This is a genomic window from Thermoactinomyces sp. CICC 10521 (genome assembly GCF_016055135.1).
GTDB lineage: Bacteria > Bacillota > Bacilli > Thermoactinomycetales > Thermoactinomycetaceae > Thermoactinomyces_A > Thermoactinomyces_A daqus.
This window is the reverse complement of the sequence record NZ_JAECVZ010000017.1, coordinates 12,054-29,202: the sequence shown is the minus strand read 5'-3', so window position 1 is coordinate 29,202 and position 17,149 is coordinate 12,054. Positions and strand designations below refer to the sequence as shown.

Below are 17,149 nucleotides of genomic sequence, written 5' to 3'. Positions count from 1 at the left end.
TCATTTCACGGCCTTTTTTTGCAGTGCCTCTTCGAACCCTGCCACGATCCGTTCCCCTTCCGCGGTCAGCCGGGCATGCTTCCGGATCATGTCCAACGCCTTCTCCACCCGCTCTGATGTCTTGCGCAAATAGCGTTCGAGAGAAAGGTCTTCAATCTGCTCCACGGCCCCCAGCAACCGCCCGGAAATGTGAATATCCTGAAGGAATGCAAAGGTTTCATGGAAGATCCATGTCAGAGGCCGTTGGTCATCGTCAAACGGTGAATAAAACAAAACACCCGGATCATTTTCAAACAAATGATACAGATCCAAAACGGAATTGAATTTGTTGTGCCCGGTTTCATGAACCAACGTTTGGGCAGCAAGGTAGGACGGGCGTGCGCTTGTCGCAATCATGCCACGAAATGCTTTGATTGTTGTCTGATATGGAAGATAACCTTTTGACTTCAAGGGCAAAATGCATGAAATCTGTTCGTTCAACTCGGCAAAAGCCTCCGGCCAAAAAGCACGAACCAGCCCGATCCCTTCATCAAGGCATCGATTCAAATCAGTCCGTTCTTCATTACTGCATGTTTGTCGCAGACCGGTTACATCCTTTTTTGAATCTCCGGGCAAAAAGTTCTCATACCAGTCATGCCCCGCACAAATGACCGCGGAGGTGTTCCTGAGCACGGCTAGGCGAGTGATCTCCATCCCCTGACCGATCCGCATCTCTCCCTCTTCTTTCCAAAATGTCTCCAGCGGGACTTCGACCGTCTCCTGATCATTTTGCAATTGGATGGCCCGATTTTTGAAGTTCACTCTCATAAGGGACGCAAATCCTTTTGCTGCGTGTATCTGTTTGCCAATGGGCCATAACTGGATGGTGTCTTTGGTGGAACGCCTGAGAACCAGACTTTCCCCCTCCAAATCAGGTAAGTCCGATTGCAGAAAAAATGGGAGAAAGAATGTTCCTAAATATGAGAATATTTCCTCCACTCGCGGGCCATAACCAAAATCGATCGCCTCGTGCGCCCGCCAGATCCAGGAGGTTAATTCCGGGCGCACCGCCGCTTGCGCCAATCGTTTGGGATCCAACTGCAACAAGAGGGTTAACAAAGTCTGAGTTGAATCCTTCAATTCTCTTGTTTCCAACATGGGAAAACCTTTGGAGCAGACGAGCAAGAACCGTTTCAAATAAACGCGAAACACCAGTTCCCTGAAAGCGTTGAATGCGGTTGTCTCTCCCGGCAAAACCACTTGTTTCAGGTCAAATGACGAAACAGGCTGACCATATATCTCCCGAACACGATCCATATCAATCAGCAGTTCCTCCTGGCCGCCTCTGCTGTTTCCCCGATTGTTCGTCTCTTCCTGCGCTTCTCCGTAAACTTGGCGGCAACGCTGTTTCCGCCACAATGATTTTACCCGCTCTTTAAACGAATCCTCTTGCATGCGGGCCAGCAACCGTTCCAACATCCGGTCAAATTCATCGTCTTGCCCGCCTTCATCCAGCCGCATCATCGGCAGCGGCTTCCACCATTCCGGGTCTTCCGCCAGTTGTCGGGATACAAGCGGCAACAGATCACGCAAGCCGTTCGTAGCGTTGCAAACCAGGGAAAGGCTGAGGGAAGGACCTTCGGAAACACCCCAATGCGGCCAGAATATCGGAATGTACAACAAGTCGCCTGGCTCCAGGATAAATTCCAGATACTCATCCGGCATAAAGATATTCCCCACATCCGGGTTTTTCAACATTCTTTTTTGAAGCACTTCGTCTGCAATGATGTCAGGCGGGTGCAGTTTCCAAATTTTCACCCCTTCTTGTTGCAAAACAAAATTATCGCTGTCATCAAAATGGCAACCGATGCTGTGTCCGTGATTCGCCCTCACTCCGTCAAACCAAATGCTGGGACAGGACATCTCCTTTTGAAATCGGACGGCCAATTCACTCAACCGTTCATTCACGATGCTCACCTTTTGCACGAAAGTGAGGCCATTGGCATTTCTTTTAACAAGCCGGGGGTCCAACTCCTCCACCTGACGTGCCATTTCCTCAAACTCCGCCGCCTGCCATTGCGTTTGCAACAACTTGAGAGCCCCTCCTTTGATAAAAAGGGGTTTCTTGCGCCAATACTCTTGAAAAAACTGTTCCCAAGTCAATCCTGCCAGCATCATGCACTCTCCCCCTCATCCATGCTCAGGCGATTTTTCAGCGTTTTTGTTGCAAAAAACAACTCAACAATTCCACGGTATGCCCAATGTCGCTCAATTCGATCATTTCAAACGGCGTATGTGTATACCGCGTGGGAATCGTGACCAGAATGGAGCGAATTCCGCTGTCAACGAAAGCTATGCCGTCGGAACCATAGTTGCTGAACAAACCATGTTGATAGGGAATATGATGTTGCTCGGCAACATCCGCCATTTTCCACAGAAGCCCTTCATCATAATGGACAACTGAATCCCTGTGAACCAGGATGGGACCGCCTCCCAAACGGGCGGGATAATCATCTTCACTGATATTGGGGATATCCCCCACCAATCCCACGTCCAAAGGAATGGCCAAGTCGAACTCCCGCTTGCGACCGATCGCATAGGCCCCGTGCGCCTTGTTTTCTTCCTGAACGGTTGCGCCGAACCAAACTTCATACGCCAGCGATTCTTTGCGTTGTATCAGCTGCTTCAACAAAAGATCCATAACTCCAAGCAAGGCCCGATCATCCATCGCTTTCCCGACCACTCTTGTCCCCATTTGCAGCAAAGGGCGATACCATACCACACGCGCCCCGATATGGACACCTTTTTCCTCCGCTTCTTTCCTGGAATTGGCTCCGATATCAACAAAAAAATCTTTGTAGGTGAGAGTGCGGTTCACAAACGACTGTGACAGAACATGTCCGGCCGGCGCAGCAAAAATCCCTTCCGCAACCACCCCGCCGCGCCCGATCACTTGAGCCCGACATCCAATCATATAAAGCTTGTCCAGCGGAACATCACGCGGTTCCTGAGCCGATTCAACCAGAATGAAACCTGAATCGGTAATATAGCGGACAATGAACCCGATTTCATCCATATGGGCCGCAATCAAGACTCTCGGACCCTGACCACCCACTTTGCACAAAATATTCCCCAACGAATCTTCCTCCCACTCTTCCACATGCCTTTTCCATCTCTGTCGCAACCAATCGCGGACAGGGCCTTCACGCCCCGCCGGTCCCGGCAACTCCGACAGTTGTTTTAACGCGGGAAGCCAAGCATTTATCTCCATTCCAATCCCCCACTCTCTCATTCATTCAGCGTCCTCTTGCCGGAAAGTTTCAAACCGATCGTTTGAATCTTATTCCTTTATATAGGCGTATGTGTAATCCGTCGTCCCCCCTATGGTCACGACAACATTCTTCACCGATTTATCTGCCATCGAACTCTCCGTCAAATAAAAAATAGGCATGATTGGCGCTTCATTCATAAGGATTTCCTCCGCCTTGTGCATCGCTCGCATGCGTATGCGCTGATCCGGACTGCTCTTGACGGTATCCATCAACCGGTCATATTCCTTATTGGACCAATTGGTTTCATTTGCACCTGCATCCGTCACAAAGCAATCGATAAACACAACGGGATCATTAAAATCCGATACCCAGCCCATTGACGCTATTTGATAGTTTTTGGAAGCCAATTTGGCCAAATACACTTTTGATTCCGAACCCCTTAACTTCACCTCTGTTTGAAGAGTCTTTTTCCACATCTGCTGAACCGCTTCGGCAATCTTTTTGTTTGTTTCGGAATTGCTGTAGTCCAAAGTAATTTCGGGCAATTGACGGATCCCCTCTTCTCTCATTCCTTCTTCCAATAATTTTTTCGCTTTTTCTGCCTGAGCCCGGGGAGTTAAAACCGGTTTCGTTACCTGATAAAACTCTTTTTTCTCTACGGGATCCGGCATCTTCCATGGCACCCAGCTCACAGCGGCCTGTTGTCCACTTTGCAAGAGATTCTCCGACAGCTGTTCACGGTCAATGGCCATGGAAAAGGCCAACCTGATTTTTTGGTTGTCAAATGGAGGTTGCTCCACATTCATTTTGTACACGTAGGTCCCCAAAATCGGGTGGTTTTGCACTTTCCCCTCTTTCGTCAATGCGGGGAGCAAATCAGTTGGTATGGCACCTGAGCCAAGATAATTCAATTTTTTGCTCAAAAACATCTGGTATGCCGTTGTCGGCGAGGAAATGAACGGGAATTCGATCTCTTCCAATTTCACTTCTTTTGCATTCCAAAATCGCTCATTTTTCTCCAGTACAATTTTTTCGTCATGATTCCACTCTTTTAATTTAAAAGGGCCGTTTCCTACATAGCTGGTTGCTTCACGACTCCAATCCGGATTGTTTTCCACCACCTTTTTGTCGACCGGATAGAATGCATAATTTCCAACAAGACTGGGAAAGTATGGCGCAGGTTGTTCAAGCGTGACTTCCAATGTGTCATCATCCAGCGCTTTCACCCCCACATCGTCAGCTTCAGCTTCACCTTGTTGAAACTTTTCACCGTTTTTTATGCAATACAGCTTATAAGAAAACATGGATTTCCCCTTATTTTCGGGGCTCAACATTCTCTTCCACTGGTATTCAAAATCATGAGCTGTGACACGATCACCATTCGACCACTCTGCCGCTCTGAGTTCAAATGTGAATTTCTTCATGTCAGCGCTGGCTTTCCAGCTTTTCGCCATACCAGGCCGGGGATTTCCTTCCCTGTCCAGGCGAACCAACCCTTCCATCACATGATACAGTACTTCCCCGGATCCAATGTCATTCACCAATAACGGATCCAAACTCGCAGGCTCGCTTGTCACATGATTGACAACATGGAGCACTTGGTTTGGCTTACCCGCTTCGTCATTGAAGTCGCAACCACCCAAGACCAGCGCGATCGCGATCAGAATAATAAAAATTCTCAAACTAATTTCCACCTCTCCGGGTTACCCTGATGATGTCATGCCTTACAAAGACAAGGCTGTATTAAGAATGAAAATAAAGTTTTTTCAATTTTAAATCCTTTTATGATAAAACACCAAAATATGACTCCAATAATTTAATAATAAGTTAATATTTTTTATATGTCAAATATTATGTATAATATAAATCAAGAATATTTGAGGTGAAATGAAAGAGCAAAATTACCAAAGAGGCTGTTGACGGAGAAGAGTCAACAGCCTCAAAGCGATCATGATCATTCTTTTTTCCAGCCGATCAAACCGTTTGCTTCCAAGATCTCCAAAAACTTCACCAGCCTGGGTAAAACCGGCTCTGCCTTTTCTCCAAACTTCTCCCCCACTTTCTCTTCCATCTCGCTTACTGTCGTTTGCCCATCACACAAAGAGAGAACGAAGCTCCCCAGTTCATCCAGACGCACGCAGATGAAAGCCGGTTGCTTCAAAAAGCGAACGGAAAAACGTTCAATCGGATTTGTCCGCGGAATGACAACCTGCATCAGACCTTCTTCGCCTGGGATTGGTTCGAGACGGTAAGCCGGTTTTAAAAAAGGAGTAAACTGGAGCAAGTTTTCCTTGTTTTTACGTTTGAACATACCCATCTACGCCTTATTCGACTTGGATTTTCTCACAGTCACTGCCCACAACACCGCTGTTAAACCAAGGAAAAGGATGAGCGGCAGCCAGTTGCTGGCAAATTTGGCCGGTGCATCCGGATTGATCAGTCCCGGCACGATTAACAGTGCAATTACGACACTGATCAATGCTTCACCGGCAATCAAACCGGAGGCAAACAAAGTACCCGTTTCTTCCCGCTCTTTTCTCTCCTCCTCTGTTTTGGCAAAGCGATCCGTCACCCAGCGGATCAGGCCGCCGATCATGATCGGCACACTCGTTGAGACAGGCAGATAGAAACCCACAGCTACGGTCAAAGAGTTCAACCCGAGAAACTCGATGGAAATGGCGAGAGCCGCACCCATGATAATCAGCTGCCAAGGCAAATGCCCCTGCATCAATCCTTCAACAATGATTTTCATCAAAACTGCTTTGGGAGCGGAAAGCACATCGCCGCCGATACCATAAGCCTGGTTAAACAGATATAATACCCAGCCGATCAGTAGGCCACTTGCTGCAACCCCGATCATCATCGCCACTTGTTGTTTCCACGGAGTCGCACCAACGAGGTATCCTGTTTTCAGGTCTTGGGAAATATCGCCGGCAACTGCAAGCGATACACAGACAATGGCCGCGACTGTCAGGGAAGCAACCATCCCCGGCATCCCGTGCATGCCCAGCGCTTTGAAGATCAGGGTTGTGATCAGGAGGGTGGCAATGGTCATCCCGGAAACAGGCATGGAGGAGCTGCCCACAATCCCCACAATGCGCGAAGCCACAGCCACAAACAAAAAGCCAAAAACGGCAATTGCAATTGCACCGATGATCCCGACATGAACCACCGGGGTAAAGGCGATCAACAAGATCAACAGAACAGCCCCGATCAGCAGATAGGGAATAGGAATATCAAAATCAGTCCGCGTAATTTTAAACCCCTTCTCTTTTTGTCGGGCCAAACCGGCAATTGTGTCACGGATCGAGCTGAACAGCATGGGAAGCGTGCGGATTAAGGTAATCAATCCTCCCATGGCCACGGCGCCAGCCCCGATGTAACGGATGTAATAATCGGCAATCGCGCCTGCATCCAATGTTCCGACCGGCTGGCCGGCAGGATAAAAGACACTGGGATTTCCGCTGGCAAAAAAGGAAATCAACGGAACAAACACGATGGAAGCCAGTAATCCGCCGGCGATCATCTGCCCGGAGATGCGCGGTCCGATAATATAGCCGACCCCGAGCAGAGAGGGCATTGCATCCATCCCGATCGCCGCATTTTTATACCCCGGGATCATCGCGGAGATGGAAGTTTTAAATAAATGGAATCCATCCCCCAACGCCTTGAATATCCCTCCCACCAGAAAACCGGAAAAAATCTTGCGGGCATGGCTGCCGCCGGTTTCTCCGGATTTAAGTACTTCTGCACAAGCAGTCCCTTCCGGATAAGGAAGGACTTCATGCTCATTCACAATCAGCAGGCGACGCAAGGGGACCATCATGAACACGCCGAGGAAACCACCGGTCAACACGATAAACGCAATCAACCAGTTGCTCGGATTTAAATGCCACAGGTACAGCGCCGGCAACGTAAAAATTGCCCCGGCGGCCACCGCTTCACCCGCAGTGGTCATCGTTTGCACAATGTTGTTTTCCAAAATCGATTTCCTTCTGAAAATTCCCCGTAAAATAGCCAGGGAGATTACGGCCGCCGGAATCGACGCACTCACCGTCAAACCGATTTTCAACCCGAGATACGCATTGGCCGCCCCAAAGACAATGGCCAAGATAATTCCCAGGACGATGGCAAATCCCGTCAACTCCGGAAGTGACTTCGTCGCAGGCACATAAGGAACAAATTTTTGCTTGTCCTTACTCATATTTGACTTTCCCTCCTCCGAGTTAAAATTATTTGACAATTATTCAATTATTATACAATCCTTCATCATAATAACATGAAACATTAACTATTTTCATCTAATTATCTCAAATTTTTATCATTTCACGTTCAACTCTGACAAAACTGTATAAAAATCTTTCCTCAATAACTGGAATGACAAACATCCCGGCCATGAATGATACAGGCAAAACAGCACCTAGATTCTGCCTTGTCTGACACAATCATAAGATGAAACTAAGCAGAATTCCAAGGACACCACACCCCGGCCTGCAACAAACTTTCGCAAAAAAAAACAAGCCCCGTTTCCCCTGTCACAAGGGATCCGTGGCTTTTCCATGCCATCGGTCAAGCCGATATTTTCGATTCTTTCTTGTTCATAGCGAGAACCGCTTCCTTATATTTTTCTTCATCAAATTCGTTCTCGCTCTTGGCGACAACCATGGTTGCCACCCCATTTCCGATCAAGTTGATAATCGCCCGAGCTTCCGACATAAAGCGATCCACCCCGATCAGCAGCGCCAATCCCTCGACCGGAATCAAATTCATCGAACCCAATGTGGAAGCGAGGACAATAAATCCCCCACCCGTGACGGCCGCAGCCCCCTTGGAAGTCAACATCAAAATTGCAATAATGGTGATTTGTTGCCAGATGGAAAGGTGAACGTGAAAAACCTGTGATAAAAAGATAACAGCCATCGAGAGATAAATGGAGGTGCCATCCAGATTAAATGAATATCCTGTCGGGATCACCAGACCGACAACAGATTTGGAACATCCGAACTTCTCCATTTTGTCCAGCATGCGCGGCAGGACCGCCTCCGAGGAAGAAGTTCCAAGGACGATTAACAATTCTTCCTTGATAAATCGAAGATAATGCCAGATCCGGAATTGATACATACGACAAATCAGCGCCAGAACGACAAAAACAAACAGGATCATCGTCAAATAGACGGAAAGCATCAATTTTCCCAGCGGCAACAGCGATTTAATCCCAAATTTCCCGATTGTATAGGCCATTCCGCCAAAAGCGCCGAGCGGAGCCACCTTCATAACATAGGAGACAATTTTGAAAAAAACCTTGGAAAACCGTTCAAACAGATCAATGATGTTTTTTCCGTAATCCCCCAAACCGGCCAAGGCAAAACCGAAAATCACGGCGAAAAAGACCACTTGCAGGGTATCCCCTTCGGCAAAAGCGCCGATCATGCTGGAAGGAACGATATTGACAAAAAACCCGACCCAATCCATTTCTTCCCCGCTTTTCGTATATTGCGAAATATCCCCTTTGTCCAGCTTGCTCGCATCGATTCCCGCCCCCGGGTGAAGCAGATGAGCGACCAGCACCCCGATTATCAAGGCAAAGGTGGTGACGAGCTCAAAATATAAAATCGCCTTTCCTCCGACACGACCGATTTTTTTCATATCCCCCATCTTGGCGATCCCCAAGACAATGGTCAGGAAAATGATCGGGGCCACCACCATTTTTACAAGATTGATAAACATGTCCCCAAGCGGTTTCATCTGCTTTGCCCCGTCAGGCCACAAAACCCCGAGCGCCACTGCCACGATAATGGCCACAACCACTTGGAAGGTCAGATTATTCAGGATTCGGCGCAATTTGATTCGCTCCTTCCTGCATTTGTTTCAGCGATTATACAAGTTTGGTTCATCAGCTTCATCTTGTTATAATGATAAATGAAATTTATTAAATTGTAAACGATTTCATATTGTGCAATAGATTATCAAAATCAAATAAAAAAGGCCCCAAGGGACCGGATCTGTCGATTCTCAATATTTACGGCGAATCCGTCGTTTGCTGCCTTTCATAATTTTGTACATCCGTTATGATTTCTTCGTTTCCAACCAGTCCAACTGCGGAATAGTCACGCCGAAATGATCTTTGACAACATTGGCGTACATTTTTAGCAGCCCTTCTTTTTTCTCCTCGATATCAATCGCCGTACGGACGCGGGAAACAGCGGCTGTTTCCGACAATGTTTGATTCAAATAGACATTTTGCAGAAGTCGTGTCAATTTTCCGGGAAACAAAAACTGGGCATAAATGAGTGAATACTCGGATTCATCCAGCGGAGCCACCTGCTGATAACCTGCAAGAATCGCCTGCAAAACCCCGGGGCTGCCCGTGCATCCATAGGCATACATCAACCAATCGGCCAGATCGGCCGTTCTCACGTCGAGGGTCATCTCATTCCAATCGAGAAAAACGGATTGTTCGCCAGCTTGCAACAAATTATGCCGATGCAGCCGGGAATGGCAGATCTTGCCGAATTTGACCGTTTCCCGGCATGCCTCGTCGCCGTTGATTTTTTGATAATATTTGATCATATTTTCCATCATGCCGATAGTATAGCCGGAAATGTCCAACCATGTCCGGTCCAAATCACTTGGATAGGAAGTTAATTTAGCAGCCAAATGAAAAATTTCAATCTGTTGCAAAGCCTTTTTCAGATGTGATTCTTTGGCGGACAGCCGGGAATATTCCGCATGCTCCTTTGAAGGTTGAAAATCTGCTGTCGCCTGATGCAGGAGGGAAAGTGACTCTGAGAGACGGGCCCACTCATCCAGGCCGGAGAGCGACACCGTTTCCCCCTCCATCCAGGGCAAGAGCACATAGGCATAGCGAAACCCGTCAAAATAGAGTTTCTTCGCTCCTGTATCAAGCGGTTCCGGAAGAGTTACGCGCTTCTCTTGCTTCCCGTTGACGTGTTCCGCCACTTGCTTGATCAAGTGCCAACGATCTTTCTCTCCCGGTTTCACCCTTTTCAGCACATAAGTGCCCTGATCGGTTCGCAAACGAACAATGCCGCGAATCGGCTTGGCCTCTTTCACGTGAAAACCGTAATGGTAGTGGAGGAGCATTTCCAATTGCTCTTCTCCGGTAAGTTCGGACAAATATCCGGGCTGAAAATCAGATGACATAATCCCTCACCCCTCGTCGTGTTATTCTATTCGCGACGTGAGGGTGAGGTGCCTAGAAATCAGGGTGTTTCCTCTTGGAAACAGGGTGAATGACATCGAGGCCTCCTGTCACATTAATCAAGTTTCCGGTCACAAAATCAGACTTTTCTTCGACAAGAAAACGGATGACCCGTGCCACATCCTCGCCACTGCCCGGTCGTCCCCGCGGCGTTTCTTCATCGTTTAGCATCCGCACCTGATCTATCAGCATTTCCTTGTTATTCCCGACGATATCCCCGGGACAAACCATATTGACGGTAATGCCGAACGGTGCTTCTTCAACAGCCAATGTTTTCGTAAAGGAAACCAGTCCGGTTTTCGCTGCGGCGTATACGGAACGATCCGGCCATGCCGGTGCCTCCATCGCTCTGCCAAACCCGAAAAAAATGATTCGGCCCCATTTTCGTTTGCGCATCCCGGGAAGAACCGCACGTGTGATCCACATGGCGCTCAGGAGGTTGCCTGCAATCATCTCCTCAATTTCCGCCGCCGAATGCTCCACAAACCATTTGCGCTCGCGAATAAAAGGGCCAACCGCATGAACGAGGACATCGAGCCGGCCGTAGTGTGCCAGGGTTTCAGCGACAACCTGTTCAGCTTCTTCTCTCCGGCTGACATTGCCGTAAACACGGAGCACTTCTCCTTCTTCCGGCCCCAGGATTGGGGAGAGACCGTCCGCATTCCCGCGATCCGTCCGCGAATTTACCGCCAATCGATATCCGGCTTTTCCCAACTGGGCCGCAGCCATTTTGCCCAGCCCCGTTGAACCGCCGGTAACCAGTGCCACTTTTCTCTCCATCTCCATCACCTCTCTTTTTCATAAACTCACCATGTCAGGAGAAAATAGAAAAACAGGCTGCCTTGCATGTCAGCAGAAAATGTTGGGGGCTTTTTGGCATGCCGAGCTCTTGCCGCCTTCCGTTGCGAGTTTGGAGCGCAATGCCCGCTCCTGACTTTCCCAGTCTTTCATCCCTGGATTGTTGGGGTATTCGGGGTCCATCATAAGGATCATTCCCAGTTGCAGTTATTCAAGAATTTCACCTGATTTAAAGGAGTATCGCCGTATGACCGGGTCAACCCAGAATTGTGTATCGGAAGAGGAACTGTATCAAACGACCTTGCAGTGGATCGCCAAACGCGGGGTCGAACTGAAAGAAATCGCTGAACTCACGTTTTTCTTGCAGAAAGATTATCTGCCAAGCTTAACCCTCGAGGAATGCCTGGAAAATGTAAAGCAAGTGCTGAAAAAAAGAGAAGTGCAAAACGCGGTGCTGACGGGAATACAACTCGATATGCTGGCGGAGCGCCGGCAGCTCGAAGAACCGCTGTTGGATATGCTGGTTCGCGATGAGGGTTTATACGGAATTGATGAAGTGTTGTCAATGGCCATTCTCAATGTTTACGGAAGTATCGGTCTGACCAACTACGGCTATATCGACCGCGTCAAACCGGGTGTATTGAAACGTTTAAATGACAAGCACGACGGGGAAATCCATACCTTCCTGGATGATATCGTCGGAGCGATCGCGGCCTCCGCCTCCTCCCGGCTCGCCCATAACCGCAAACAAGCTCCGCCGGATTGACCGGCACATCCACAACAAGTTCCACCAGATGGGGCGGTTTCCTTCCGGATCACACTCATCCATGGAGAAACCGCCTTTTCTGTCAACGTTTGTTTCCGTCAAAGCGCATTTCCAGACGGGCCGGTATGCCCCCCCTAGACCTCCCTGTGTCCCGAGATGGTCGCTCAATGGTTCCCCAGCGTCCCTCCGAGTCACTCAGGATTTCATCTTAATCCACTTTGCAGCGATATCGCTTAGTTCCCTCTTTTTCAAACAGATCCATCTTCCCTTTTACCCGCAAATACTCCAGATGGGCCAACGTTTCGGAAAGGGCAAACCGCAGGTTGTGAATGGACAGGCGGTCTCCAAACAGGCACTTGCACACATCATATGCCGTCGGCTCTCCCAGGTCCCGGACGTATTTCGCAATCAATTGCAGACGCGCCTCATGGTGTTCTTCCAATTGGGCAATCCGCTCCCGGTAATGAGTAAAGGCGTTGCCATGAGCCGGAAATATTCGCTTTACCGGCACTTTTTTCATCTTATCCAGGGTGGACAGATAAGTGGCGAGGGGATTGGGATCAGCCCCCGGCCATAAACTGATGTTCGGGGTAATTTTCGGCAACAGGAAATCACCGCCGATCATGATTTGGCGTTCGGGATCATAAAAACTGAGATGACCGTCCGCATGGCCCGGGGTATGAATCACCTGATAATCGCGATCCCCCATCCGAATCGTTTCCCCCGGAGCAATCCATGTCGGCTCTGGATGCGGCTCAACCCAACTGTGAAAACTGCGCAAGTGGCCGGGGATTTTTTTCACCCAGTCTTCCGTCAAGCCATGTTCGGCAAAAAAAGCGGCCATCCGTTCCGGCATATCGCTTTTCCGCCCGAAAAAGAACTGAGCCTGCTCCCAGTCTGTTCGCGAGAGATAAACAGGGGCATTGGTCAGCTGCTGCAATGTTCCCGCCAGTCCGTAGTGATCCGGGTGATAATGGGTCAGCACAATTTTTTCAACATCGTTCCACGACCAGCCATGCTTTGCTTGCGCTTCTTCCCAGACCTGCAAATCCTGATCGGTATGAAGGCCGGTATCAATGATTGTGAATCCGTTTTTTCCTTTGATCAGATAACAGTTGACCACTTTCAATGCAAAAGGCAATGGCAACGGAACTTCGATAATATCTTCCCGGATATCGTTCAATGCGCTCGCCTCTCTTCGTTTGCCCGGTTCATCCATTCCCTCAGGTTTCGGGCAGTGTAGGTTGCTTTAATCTCAGCCTTTTCCGCCATCTCGGGCGTTGTAATTCCCGTAAAGACCAGCAGCGTGTCCATTCCGCCTTCGATCCCGGCACGGATGTCCGTATCCAGGTTATCACCGACAATCAGCACTTCTTCCGGAGCAACCCCCAATTTTTTCAAGGCATAGCGGAGAATGATCGGCTCCGGTTTCCCGATGAATAACGGCTTCACTCCGGTTGCGGCAGAAATGCCGGCCACCAGTGAACCGCTTCCGGGCAAAAGCCCCTCCTCTGTCGGCAAGGCCCGGTCCGCATTGGTACCGATCAGCGTCGCCCCCGCCCGAATCGCCAAACAAGCTTTTTTCATCTTTTCATATGTAAACCCGCGATCGATTCCGACCACAACAGCATTGGGATGCTCCTCCGTAATGCGGCATCCTTTCTCTTTCAGCGCCTGCAACAGTCCTTCTTCCCCGATCACATAGACGCGCGCATCAGGAAAGTTTTCCTGCACATATTGAGCAGTCGCCAGAGCAGTTGTATAAACTTGCCCGGGCCGGGCCGGAAATCCAAATTGCCGCAGCTTATCCGCAACTTGCTCCGGTGTGCGGGACGAATTGTTGGTCAGATAAAGATGAGGGATTCCCTTTTGGTCCAGCTCGCGGACAAACTCGAGCGCTTCCGGGATCAATTCAGTACCCCGGTACAACGTGCCATCCAAATCAATAAAGTATCCTTTATATTCCTTCATTTGTTCACACAACCTATTAAAATGATTCGCTTGCTGGAAGACTGGATCGGCTCGCCGGCAAAACTGCCATATCTTTTTTCCACATTGAGACCCGCTTTCTCCAGCATCTGCTCCAATTGCCCGGAATCGTACATTTTGACTCGTTCCTGATACCGGCGTGTTCCACTTTCATCCGTGATCGTGATCGCTTTGCACACAAAATCCCCGTCAATCCAGCGTTCCTCCCGGATGCGGACACCGTCTTCTTCCCGTTCCGATTTGGGAACAAGATTTTGCACCACATATGATTTATTGAGAAAATCGAGGAGATAACGCCCTCCCGGCTTCAATACGCGAGCAATCTCCCGAAGCACTTGCTGATTATCCTCATCATCGGAAAAATAGCCAAAAGAGGTAAACAAATTCAGGACCACGTCAAACATTTCGTCGACAAAGGGGAGATATCGCATATCCCCGTGAATGAAGGGAACCGCCAACTCACCGGCATCTTTCACGGCATGAGTCAGCAAAACTTTTGACAAATCCAGCCCCACCACATGGTATCCACGCTTGGCCAGGCTGAGTGTATGTCTGCCGGTTCCGCAACACAAGTCCAGAATGAGGTCATTCTCGCGCAGATGAAGCCACCGGCTTATTTTTCCGACTTCACATATTGCATCTTCGCGAGTGCGATGTTTGTATACGATCAAATAATCTTCGCCAAAACTTTCTTCGTACCAAGACGGCATCTCTTTCCCTCCCGCAATAAAAACCTCATTCCCCGCTTCATTTCAATTCACAGTCGCGGTTGCTTCCATTTGATTGTACCACAAATGAAAACGGCACAAGAAATGTGCCGCAAGCCTGTTGACAATTAAGGAGAAGGGGATTGGTGCTTAGCAGCGGCCTTTCGACGAAGGAGCCGGGAGCAAAGAAAAGCGCCAAACCCCATGGTCTTCTCAATTCGCAATCAAGCTGACGGCACAAGGAACGTGCCGCCCGCCTGATGCTGCGTAAAAAATCATATTTTGGCCATTTGCCGTGCCCGGATGGTGTATATGCAGTTTTGTCCCCCTTTTGCCTTGCACTCCATCCGTTCGACATCGGCATTGAGCAGCTTTTTAAACCAATTGATCTCACACTTGCAGGCATGGTTATACCGGTTGGCCACTTGGGCAATGGGACAATTGTATTCCACCAGCCGATAACTTCCGTCCTCTTGTTTGTTCACTTCAACCATATAGCCTTTGGAATCCTGGATCTTCGCCAAAAGTTCCACTTTTTCATCCAGGCTTTTGCCGGAGAAATCGGCCTGGTACTCTTCCGTCAGCCGTTTTTCCCGGCTGCGAAATACTTGTTCTATCATTTCCAACCCGTGATTTTCCTCGAGATCCTGCAACAAATCCAGGGTGAAATTGGAATAGCTTTTAGGAAAACAGTCCTCCGATTTTTCCGTCAAATAATATTGATTCGTCGGACGTCCCATCGCCTGACGGAGCAATTTGGCCGCGATCAAACCGTCCCGTTCCAGCGTATTGATATGCCGGCGAACGGCCATTTCCGTAACACCCAACCGCTCGGCGATTTCCCCGACGGTAAGAGCTCCCTCGGTTTTTAACATCATCATAATCTGTCTGCGGGTAGAACTCGCTCCATTCATGCCCTTCACCTTCCCTCGGCCACAAAAAGCCCCTTTTTACTTCTATACCCTTTTTTATCGTATACTTTGTTCACCGAGTTCCTTTTGTAGATAAGTTTTCACTTGTTTGGCAAAATCCGCGAACCAGCCGGAATCCTGCACATACGGGATCAGATCCGTCCATGCCGTCTCGGTGTAACGGCGAACCAAACGCTCCCTCAGGGACAGCAGATTCCTGAGCTTGCTTCCGGTTTCGCGATCGATCACCCGCTCGTCTTCCAAAATGTCGACAATATCGAAATATCCTCCGGGGTCTCGCATGATGAATCCGTCGATCATCACACTCCCCACATCAATCATGCATTCAGATGCCAAATGGAGCGCCCGTTCCGCGGCAAATCGCTCTTCCAGCTCCCTTTTTCCGACAGCCAGACGCTCCAGCAGGTCTGCACATAGCTCAAGATGGGATAATTGCTCCTTAATCCTGTTTACGTTTACATCATAAATCACACCGCGTTCCCCCAATCTTCCGTAAAACCTGACCTTTCCATTTACAACAACGAAAATAAGGCAGGAGAAGTGTCACACAATCAGATGCCAAATTGTTGAAATTCATTAATGCTTTCACGTGATAAATTATAACGCCTGTCCGGAATGAAAGGAAACATCAGCCCAAGACTGTTCAGAATAAACCCTCCTGCAATCGCAAAGAATAGATGCTAAAAGGAGCAGCTGTTGTTGATCTGAAAAGGAGGGACAGTAAGGTGCAGCTTTCCGACAAAGATCTTCATTATCTGACCGATGAAATGTCCTGGGAATTGCTGGCGATGAAAAAATGCAACCATTATGCCGGCCTGTGCCAAGATGCATCCGTGCAATCACTCATCAATCAAATCGGACAAATGCATCAGCGCCATTATGAAATGCTGTTATCGCAAATACAATCTTCCACCGGCGCCGCTTCAACAAGCCAACCGAACGCCGCCAACCAACAGATGAATTGATGAGGAGGGAAGACGATGCAGTTTCAATCGAATGCCGATACATCGCAAAAATCAACCGGTTTGCCAAAGGTAAAAGGGCCGCAAATGAACGACCGTGACTTTATCAACGATATCTTGTCCACGGAAAAATATATCTCATACGGTTACAATGCCGCTGTCAATGAAGCGAGCAATCCGCAACTGTTTCAGACGCAAATGCAACTGTTAAACGAGATTCACCAGGCGCAGCATCAACTATTCGACTTGATGCATCAAAAAGGATGGTACAAACTGGAGGCGGCGCCTGCCGGCAAGATCGCGCAAAAAGCGCAGCAATTCGCGAACTATCGCACACAATTTCCCTATCAGTAAAAGCGTACCCCCTCCAAGGAACAAATGCGGAGGGGGTCTTTCTGTGGAGCGGGTGGTCACAATTGTTGCCGGACAGCAGGTTTTGTCAGCTCCTGACTTCCTTTGTCAGCGAGAAGGAATTTATTTACATCCCTCGAAGTTGTAAAAGTAATAATATTCTTGCAAGGA

The 17,149-nt window shown here is 48.8% G+C and carries 16 protein-coding genes; 3 read left to right on the top strand and 13 right to left on the bottom strand.

Translation table 11 applies throughout. The annotated features are described in order from the left end of the window. The 8 genes from I8U17_RS12125 to I8U17_RS12090 all read right to left on the bottom strand — a co-directional run bounded on the left by I8U17_RS12125 (nt 1) and on the right by I8U17_RS12090 (nt 11,253). Nucleotides 1-2,157, bottom strand: coding sequence for an aKG-HExxH-type peptide beta-hydroxylase (locus I8U17_RS12125; RefSeq protein WP_198059474.1), 2,157 nt, complete (start codon nt 2,155-2,157; stop codon nt 1-3). 34 nt (nt 2,158-2,191) lie between these two features. Next, a complete protein-coding gene (locus tag I8U17_RS12120) occupies nt 2,192-3,250 on the bottom strand; it encodes a M42 family metallopeptidase (RefSeq protein ID WP_033099490.1) in 1,059 nt (352 codons plus the stop codon). A 69-nt stretch (nt 3,251-3,319) separates the two neighbouring features. Beyond that, the gene (locus I8U17_RS12115; RefSeq protein ID WP_198059473.1) at nt 3,320-4,933 is read right to left on the bottom strand and encodes a peptide ABC transporter substrate-binding protein; all 1,614 of its coding nucleotides are present in this window, start codon (nt 4,931-4,933) and stop codon (nt 3,320-3,322) included. A 272-nt stretch (nt 4,934-5,205) separates the two neighbouring features. Next, entirely contained in the window at nt 5,206-5,562 is a 357-nt protein-coding gene (locus I8U17_RS12110; protein WP_198059472.1) for a PqqD family protein, read from the bottom strand. A 6-nt stretch (nt 5,563-5,568) separates the two neighbouring features. Beyond that, entirely contained in the window at nt 5,569-7,455 is a 1,887-nt protein-coding gene (locus I8U17_RS12105) for an OPT family oligopeptide transporter (RefSeq protein ID WP_198059471.1), read from the bottom strand. 365 nt (nt 7,456-7,820) lie between these two features. Next, on the bottom strand, nt 7,821-9,092 hold the full coding sequence (locus I8U17_RS12100) for a dicarboxylate/amino acid:cation symporter (protein ID WP_198056060.1): 1,272 nt from the start codon (nt 9,090-9,092) through the stop codon (nt 7,821-7,823). A 225-nt stretch (nt 9,093-9,317) separates the two neighbouring features. After that, nucleotides 9,318-10,415: a phosphotransferase gene (locus I8U17_RS12095; RefSeq protein ID WP_198059470.1), complete on the bottom strand. Its 1,098-nt coding sequence runs from the start codon at nt 10,413-10,415 to the stop codon at nt 9,318-9,320. Between the two features lie 52 nt (nt 10,416-10,467). Next, the gene (locus I8U17_RS12090; RefSeq protein WP_198059469.1) at nt 10,468-11,253 is read right to left on the bottom strand and encodes an SDR family oxidoreductase; all 786 of its coding nucleotides are present in this window, start codon (nt 11,251-11,253) and stop codon (nt 10,468-10,470) included. A 265-nt stretch (nt 11,254-11,518) separates the two neighbouring features. Here I8U17_RS12090 and I8U17_RS12085 point away from each other — a divergent pair, with 265 nt between their 5' ends. Next, complete coding sequence (locus I8U17_RS12085) at nt 11,519-12,037, top strand: phosphatidylglycerophosphatase A family protein (protein WP_033099494.1); 519 nt, start codon at nt 11,519-11,521, stop codon at nt 12,035-12,037. Between the two features lie 208 nt (nt 12,038-12,245). On the opposite strand, the gene I8U17_RS12080 is transcribed toward I8U17_RS12085, so the two are convergent. The 5 genes from I8U17_RS12080 to I8U17_RS18595 all read right to left on the bottom strand — a co-directional run bounded on the left by I8U17_RS12080 (nt 12,246) and on the right by I8U17_RS18595 (nt 16,136). After that, nucleotides 12,246-13,220, bottom strand: a complete 975-nt coding sequence (locus I8U17_RS12080; RefSeq protein ID WP_198056063.1) for an MBL fold metallo-hydrolase — start codon at nt 13,218-13,220, stop codon at nt 12,246-12,248. Next, nucleotides 13,217-14,008 carry a TIGR01457 family HAD-type hydrolase gene (locus I8U17_RS12075; RefSeq protein ID WP_033099496.1) on the bottom strand — a complete coding sequence of 264 codons (792 nt, stop codon included), beginning with the start codon at nt 14,006-14,008 and terminating at the stop codon, nt 13,217-13,219. The genes I8U17_RS12080 and I8U17_RS12075 overlap by 4 nt, the downstream gene beginning before the upstream one ends. After that, on the bottom strand, nt 14,005-14,736 hold the full coding sequence (locus I8U17_RS12070) for a class I SAM-dependent methyltransferase (protein ID WP_033099497.1): 732 nt from the start codon (nt 14,734-14,736) through the stop codon (nt 14,005-14,007). The genes I8U17_RS12075 and I8U17_RS12070 overlap by 4 nt, the downstream gene beginning before the upstream one ends. Nucleotides 14,737-15,008: 272 nt before the next feature. Continuing rightward, nucleotides 15,009-15,647, bottom strand: a complete 639-nt coding sequence (locus I8U17_RS12065) for a helix-turn-helix transcriptional regulator (RefSeq protein WP_198056065.1) — start codon at nt 15,645-15,647, stop codon at nt 15,009-15,011. Nucleotides 15,648-15,701: 54 nt separating this feature from the next. Then, nucleotides 15,702-16,136, bottom strand: a complete 435-nt coding sequence (locus I8U17_RS18595) for a DUF86 domain-containing protein (protein ID WP_052153930.1) — start codon at nt 16,134-16,136, stop codon at nt 15,702-15,704. Between the two features lie 254 nt (nt 16,137-16,390). On the opposite strand from I8U17_RS18595, the gene I8U17_RS12055 reads away from it, so the two are divergent. Together I8U17_RS12055 and I8U17_RS12050 are read left to right on the top strand one after the other, a co-directional pair. Continuing rightward, nucleotides 16,391-16,630 (top strand): hypothetical protein, encoded by a 240-nt coding sequence (locus tag I8U17_RS12055; protein ID WP_235281581.1) that lies wholly within the window; start codon nt 16,391-16,393, stop codon nt 16,628-16,630. Nucleotides 16,631-16,645: 15 nt separating this feature from the next. After that, complete coding sequence (locus I8U17_RS12050) at nt 16,646-16,981, top strand: spore coat protein (RefSeq protein WP_033099499.1); 336 nt, start codon at nt 16,646-16,648, stop codon at nt 16,979-16,981. The last annotated feature ends 168 nt before the right edge of the window (nt 16,982-17,149 follow it).